The following is a 267-nucleotide window of genomic DNA, read 5'->3' as shown; positions in this document are numbered from 1 at the left end:
CCATGACCGAGCCCAAGATCCTCACCGAGCGGCGAGGCCACATCCTCCTGATCGGGCTGAACCGCCCGGAGAAGCGCAACGCCGCCGACTTCGAGCTGCTCAGCCTCCTCGCAGACGCCTACGGCGAGCTGGAGCGCGACCCGGAACTCCGCGTCGGGCTCGTGCATGCGGTCGGCGAGCATTTCACCGCCGGGCTCGACCTGGCCGATCTCGGGCCACGGATCGGAGCGGACGGGCTCTCCTTCGTCGGCCCGGACGGGGTCGACC

Annotated in this window: 1 protein-coding gene; it reads left to right on the top strand. The window is 70.8% G+C overall.

Annotated elements, in window-relative coordinates; translation table 11 throughout:
- Window positions 1–267 (top strand): enoyl-CoA hydratase-related protein (locus SB717_RS36400; protein WP_410907894.1); only part of this gene is annotated, 267 nt, incomplete at both ends.

This window comes from Priestia sp. SIMBA_032 (assembly GCF_046535215.1).
GTDB lineage: Bacteria > Bacillota > Bacilli > Bacillales > Bacillaceae_H > Priestia > Priestia aryabhattai.
The sequence above is the reverse complement of the archived record's forward strand: the minus strand, read 5'-3'. Positions and strand labels throughout refer to the sequence as shown.